The 6,513-nt window shown below is 61.1% G+C and carries 4 protein-coding genes and 1 pseudogene; all 5 read right to left on the minus strand.

The window, feature by feature from the left end; translation table 11 throughout:
- Positions 1-910, minus strand: a pseudogene (locus JHD07_RS09690) (IS66 family transposase); the annotation flags it as partial.
- Between the two features lie 45 nt (positions 911-955).
- Entirely contained in the window at positions 956-1,303 is a 348-nt protein-coding gene (tnpB, locus tag JHD07_RS09695; protein ID WP_242218777.1) for an IS66 family insertion sequence element accessory protein TnpB, read from the minus strand.
- The gene (locus tag JHD07_RS09700; protein ID WP_291621434.1) at positions 1,300-1,698 is read right to left on the minus strand and encodes a transposase; all 399 of its coding nucleotides are present in this window, start codon (positions 1,696-1,698) and stop codon (positions 1,300-1,302) included. Before JHD07_RS09700 ends, tnpB begins: the two co-directional genes overlap by 4 nt.
- A 291-nt stretch (positions 1,699-1,989) precedes the next feature.
- Entirely contained in the window at positions 1,990-4,074 is a 2,085-nt protein-coding gene (gene brxL, locus JHD07_RS09705; RefSeq protein WP_291621437.1) for a BREX system Lon protease-like protein BrxL, read from the minus strand.
- A gap of 11 nt (positions 4,075-4,085) precedes the next feature.
- Positions 4,086-6,513, minus strand: a 2,428-nt coding sequence (gene pglZ / locus JHD07_RS09710; RefSeq protein WP_291621439.1) for a BREX-1 system phosphatase PglZ type A, incomplete at its 5' end; no start/stop codon positions are given.

The following is a 6,513-nucleotide window of genomic DNA, read 5'->3' on the forward strand; positions in this document are numbered from 1 at the left end:
CGCCTGAAGCGTAATACACCGCCGCCGGCGGCGCGGGGCCAGCGAAGGGGCCATCATCGCGAACATAGCTCCATATCCGCCCGGTCGCACATTTTCCCTTCGCCAGGATCGGGACCGTCGTGTCATCGCCATGCAGGCGCTCGGCCGCGAGCACATGGGTCTCGATCAGATCGAAGACCGGCTTCAGGGCGAAGGTGCCATGGCCGACCTGGTCCGCCAGCGTCGATAGCGGCAGGTCGATCCCCTCGGCCTTGAAGCGCGTGCTCTGACGGTTGAGGGGAGCGTGCATGCCGAACTTGTCGAAGAGGATCGTCGCCAGCAGTTGCGGCCCGATGAAGCCGCGCGGCGTGGCATGGAACGGCGCCGGCGGCTGGCTGACCTTGCCGCAATCGCGGCAGCTGAACTTTTCGCGCACCGTCTCGATCAGCTTGAACCGGCGCGGGATCACTTCCAGCGTCTCGGTGACGTCCTCGCCCAGCTTCGACAGCCGCGATCCGCCGCAGCAGGTGCAGGCGGTGGGAGGATCGATGACGACACGCTCGCGCTCGATATCCTCCCGCCAGGGCTTGCGCACCGGCCGCTTGCGCGTAAAGGCGCGCACGGTCCCGCTCTTTGTCGCCGCAGTCTGCGCGGCAAGCTCGTCCTCGCTCGCCGCAGTTACAAGCTCGTCGAGCTGAAGCTCCATCTGCTCGATCAGCCGTGCCGTGCGTTCGGAGCGCTGGCCGTATTTCTCGCGCTTCAGCTTTTCGATCATCAGTTGCAGATGCGCGATCAGCGCCTCGGTGTCCGAGAGTTTCGCCTGCGCGCTCGCGGCCACCGCCTCGGCTTGCAGCCGTGCCTCGCGTTCGGCCCGCAGTGCCGCCAGGGCACTCGCGAGGTCCGAAGGAAGATCGTCCGGCGTCACCATCACGAAGCCAGTGAATCAGATTTTGCCTGCGATTTCAAAAGGCAAATCCTAGCCGACCCGCGTCGGACGCCAGGTTTCCTGCGGATTTCGCCAGTCGATTCCGGACAGAAGATAACCCATCTGCGCCGTCGAGATCGTCACCGCCCCGTCCGCCGGAGACGGCCAAAGGAACCGGCCCCGTTCCAGCTTTTTCGTGAACAGGCAGGCGCCCTGGCCGTCATGCCAGATCACCTTCAAAAGGTCGCCTCGACGCCCCCGGAAGCAGAACAGATGACCGCTCAGCGGATCCCGGCGAAGCACTTCCTGCACCTGCAACGACAGGCCCGGAAAGCCGCGGCGCATATCCGTGTAGCCCGTCGCCAGCCAGACCCGCACGCCCGTCGGAACCGGGATCACGCAAGTCGCTCCAGCGCTTGCACGATCCGCAGCAGAGCTTCGACGTCGACATCGCGGTCCACGATCACCCGCCGCTCGTTCGTCGTCACGATCTCAATCCGACCGCGGCCCTCTACCATCAGCGGGCCGCTCGTCGCCGTGACCTCCGGCACGAGGACCGCCGGAACAAATCCTGAGCTCGAAGTCGGGCCGAACCGCCCGGCGCGCGCAGCATCACGCCAGTCGTTCAGCTGCGCGCGTGTGATCCCGTACTTGCGAGCTGTCGCCGAGCCCAGGCGCCGACCCGAATAACTCTCCTCGACGATCCGCAGCTTCACTTCATTGCTGAAGCGCCGCCGACCGCCCCTCTCAACGATCTCAAGCCGACTGATCGATGTGTCTGTATAGACGTCCATACAGACGTTTTCTCACCGCAGAACCTCAATTCTCAAGACGGCCGCCCTCGGAGGGATACTCCTGGCTTGCCGAGCGGGGCGCCCCTATCGAGGAGGCCGTCCAGGAAGTCCTCGCGGGACGAAATGGGGCCGGTCTGCGTGGCAAGGATCAGCGCTTCCACGACCCTCCCGAGTCAGCGAACGGGCCATCACCCCGTCCTCCGTCGAAATGGCTGTCATAGCGCGGCCATGTAGGAAGACGCCTCACACGTCGAACACCCTAGGGCTGCGTACGGGCTCTTCGCAGCGCGACTACGCCGATCCAAAGCCTGTGCGCAGATAGGTTATTTCGAAGGCCTTGACCTGACGATAAGCCTGCAACCGATTGGCTAGGCTGAAGGCGTCGTTCATCTCGAACTTCTGAAAGATGTCGAGTCCACGATCGAGGCTGATCTTCCAGCCCGCGTCGCTGACAATGTGGCGCGCATGGATGGTGTTGGTCCCGTCAAACTCCCAAGAGAAGTTGATCCCGGCTGCCGTGCTGGCATTCTCAACGGCAATCAGATTGGCCTGCTGCTTATCAGGGTACGTGTCATCGAGACACGTGATGAGGTGCACCGCGACCTCATCCTCTGGCGCTTTGCGCACGGCGATCATCTCGATGAGCTCCATTAGATTCCGTATCTGATGGAACATACGGATATACGGGTCGGTGACGACGATCTTCGTGGCCCCCTCGATCCAGGGCCAGAATAGGTCGGCGAAGGTCACGCCCTTCTGGTTCTCGCTGAAAACCCTGTGTCCCTCGCGCGGGTCAATGGGCTTGGCCTTTACCTCGGCCACAGCCGGTGCGGCGGGCGCCGTAGGCATACCGGCGGCATCGGACGCCGGCTTCACCGATGGCTCCGGCTCCTCGAGCCGGGCCGCACGCTTGTGGTAGTATTGAGGATATTCCGTTTCCTCGAGCGTCGCGGCGATAATCTTGCGACCGTCACGCGCCGTGAAGGAGAAATCGGTTTCTGGGTAAGTGCTGTCGATCCGAAGCAGCTGGTCCTTGACCCTCTTCCGACCCTCCATTGCCAGATGCAGCATCTCCTCGACTTCGGTCTCGGTCGCATTGTCCGATGGGAACAGGAGCTTCATCATGCCTGAGAATGTCTTGTTCACACCGTCGCGGTCGCGCGTCGAGATATCCGACGACAGGCTGAACAGGCCCTGATATCGGTTTGAATAGTCGTCGTTGCGCATGTGCCGCAGGATCTCGGCAAGGTAGTCGACGACGAACCCGTATCCCGATGCAAACATCTCGCCGCGGATGACGTCGATCTCCCAGCCAGGGACGTAGGTGTGGAGGCGATCGATGAATGCCGAGTCGTAATATTTCTCAGGAAGCTCCTCGAACAGGTCAGTGTGCTTGAGCATGTAGGGAACAGTGTGTTTGGTATTCCCGACAAAGACCATCGAAGCCTCAGCACCAAGCGTTTCCACGCCTCGCGAGAAGCTTTTATTGGCCATGTAGTTTTTCATTATGTCGACAAGCGCCTTGTCCACTCGCTTCTGGCGACCCGCAAACTCGTCGAAGGCTGCCACGTCCCAGTAGCCGACCAGGCCGATCTTGCCCGAGCTGTTGTTAACGAACAGCTTGGGGACTGTGACCTCGCCGCCGGAAATCAGAATGCCGTGCGGCGAGAATTCCGAGAAGATGTGCGACTTGCCCGTTCCTTTGGGGCCGAGCTCGATCAGGTTGTAGTTGCGCTCGACGAACGGGACGAGGCGCATCAGCTGCAAGAGCTTGCTACGGCGGCCGAACATCTCTGGGTCGAAGCCGACTGTCTGGAAAAGTAGATCGATCCATTCGTCGGTCGTGAACCCTCCCCGCGCCTCCAGATAGGCGTCGTAGTCGAACTTGGAGAGCTGGATCGGCTTAATGCTGCTGAGGACCCAAGGTGAGACGTTCTTGTCCTCGCTGTGCTCATACTCGACGTCGGCGATGCACCAGACGCCGCTGACCAGCAGCTTCGGATGAGCCTTCACTGTGCTAGAATCGATAATGACGTTCTTGATGCCGAGATTGGAGAAGGTCGCCTCATAGGCGTCCTTGTCGGTGTTCAGATCGACGCTGATCTTGTCGATCACCTTCCACCTGCCCTTTTCTCGGATGTTCGACCGGATCAGGCCCGCCTCGTTGCGGTGCACATAATGCTTGCGCAGGATCTCCTTGACGGTCTCGATCCCTGACTGGATCGAAGACTCGTCATTGGTGGCGCAGTATTGGCCCAGCAGGAATTCGAGGACGTAGGAAGGGACGATGGCATTGCCCTTCACCGCCTTGACCAGGTCCTTGCGCACCACAAGGCCGGGGAAGCGTTCGTTGATCTTGTCGTCCAGCGCGGTCATCGCTCGCTCCCTCAAAAATCAAAATCGTTGGAGAAGCTGCGCTTCAGCCTGTAGCGAGCTGTGCGGTATTCACGGAAGTGGGATGTCTCACCGTGACGCTCTTCGAGTTTCAGGATCACCTCCTGATCGTTGAACGCGTCGGCCTGGCGCGACAGCAGGAACCGGACCGAGACCTCGCGTTCGCGCGGATTGTCCGAACGTAAATCGAACACCAACTCATGGCTGTCAGAAATTAGCTCACCCGATTGAGCGTAGATGCCGGCCCGGAGCCGACGGGGCTGGGTTTTCTCGGTCACCGCGGTGATCTGGTAGAAGCGCACCGAAATCTGGCTGGAAGTGATCATCTGATTCGAACTGCCGATGATCTCAACCTCGACCGCTGAGGTGTCGCTCTGGCGCTTCTTGTTGATCTTCATGACGGGCACAACGATTTCCTGCAGTGTCGCCCCGCCATGCACAAACCGGCTGCCCGAGCCCTGCCGGCGCAATCGGTTGATCGATTTTGGAATCAGAATTTCCATCGAGCCCTGAAGGTTGGCCTGGTCGGGCGTGAAGCGCCGCAAGCCGTGATTGCCTTTCAGACCGTGCCCAAGGATGAAGCGCCGGTCGCGGAACAGGATCGTGTCTCCCTCCACCTGGGCCGAGGAGAAGTCGCTCTCCTCAATCGGCCGGTGCTGGTAGATGAAGCCGTGGTCGGCGGTGACGATCATGTTGGCGGCGTTGGCGCCGTTGAGCTTTTTCACCAGCCTGACGATCTCTTCGATCGCATCCTCCGCCGCCTCGAAAACGCGCTCCTCAGATATCTGTTTGTCGCCAATTGCGTCGATCAGGTTGTGATAGACGTAGACGACGTCATGATCGCGGATGAGCGCGCGCGCCCGATCCTTGTCCATGCCCATCAGTTCCTCAGTTTTCAGGGCCGCGGCCCGGTCACCCACCCGACCGGTCGCCAGGATCTTCCTGCGGTTCTCGAGCCCCTGTGAGCTCTGGCCGTTCACCAGAACGGTAGCAGTGTCATTGTCGGCGATCTGCAAATCGCCATTGGGCAGGAGCGAGGCCATGCCGAGCTGGGTGTAGCTCGGCAGGCTGCCGAACATCGGCTCGATCTCGGCCTCATAACGGTCGAGGCTCCGGATGCGCCCCAGTAGCTCCTCGGCGATCTCATATCGAAGCGCGTCGGAGATGATGACGCAGATTTTCTGATCACGCCGCCGGAACTCGCCGACATGTTCACGGTAAAAGCTCCGCTGCGACGGAATGGGCGGGGCTGACCAGCTTTCGGCCACGTCCACATGCACCTGCCAGGCGTCGTTCAGGCGCAGGAGGTAGCTGTTGACGTAGTGGTTCTCGACCTGCTCGGATAGCTCGCGCATCAGCGTCGCCTGCCCGGATTTCTGCATGTGCCAGACGAATTTCCGGTACAGCTGATCGATCCTGAACCAGCTCTTCGCATAGCGTTGCACGCCTTCGGCCAGGCTTGTCATGCCGAGCGTCACCTGCGCCATAGCCTGCTGGAATTCGGCGGCGAAGCCGATCGCCTCGTAGAGGTCGCGATAGCTGCCGTACCAGTGGCTCTGGCGGCGCCGGCGGATCCAGGCCAATACATCGGCTTGTGCCACAGTCTGGGCGCTGAGTTCATGAACCAGCGCGCGGATGATCGCCCGATCCACCTCCTCGAAATAATCGATCTCGATCAAGGTGCGAAAGTCGCGTTTGGCCAGATCCCCAGCGACGTCCAACACCTCGGCGTAGTCGGCCGACAGTTTTGCAAAAACGTCTCCGGCGTTCCGGTTGTTCTTCCAGCGCCGGAAGAACACCAAGGCGTCCGAGGTCAGGATCGGCTCGCCACCAACGGCTGTTTGGTAGCAGGACTTGAACAGCGTAATCGAGAAATCGCCGACGCTGGGTTTGTCGGCGCGATAGCCGAAAATTCGGGCCATCTGATCCCAGAGGAATCCGTCCAATCCGACCCGGTCGATCAGACGCAGGCTATCGTCGCGGCCAGCGGCGAGCTCCGCCAGCAGCGCCTCGACCACGGTGTCGAAACCGCCGTCCGCACTGACGCAGACGCCGAGCATCCGAAGTCGCAGCGCGGGCCTCGTGTCGTCTCCCCGGATGATCGTCTTCAGCTTCTCCAGCCGGCGGCTGGAGCGAAAGAATTCCTGATGCTCACGCACGAGGTCCTCGAACTTAAGCGGCAGCCCAAGATCACTCAGCCAGATCGCCACCTGGTCGGTCTTAAACACCCCGTTCGCCAGCTCAACGTCGAGCAGCCAATTGTCGATGTCCGCCGGCCGCGATCCTTCCCGATAGAGCAAAAACCGCCGTTTCGGCGCCTCGCGCAGAATCCGGTGTTTCACCGCGAATTCGGTGTTGGCGACCTCAATCTTCTCGACGCCGTCCAGCCCTTCCAGCAGCGGCATGGTCAAGATGCACTGC

The sequence above is a fragment of the Bradyrhizobium sp. genome (genome assembly GCF_016462955.1).
Classification (GTDB): Bacteria; Pseudomonadota; Alphaproteobacteria; order Rhizobiales; family Xanthobacteraceae; genus Bradyrhizobium.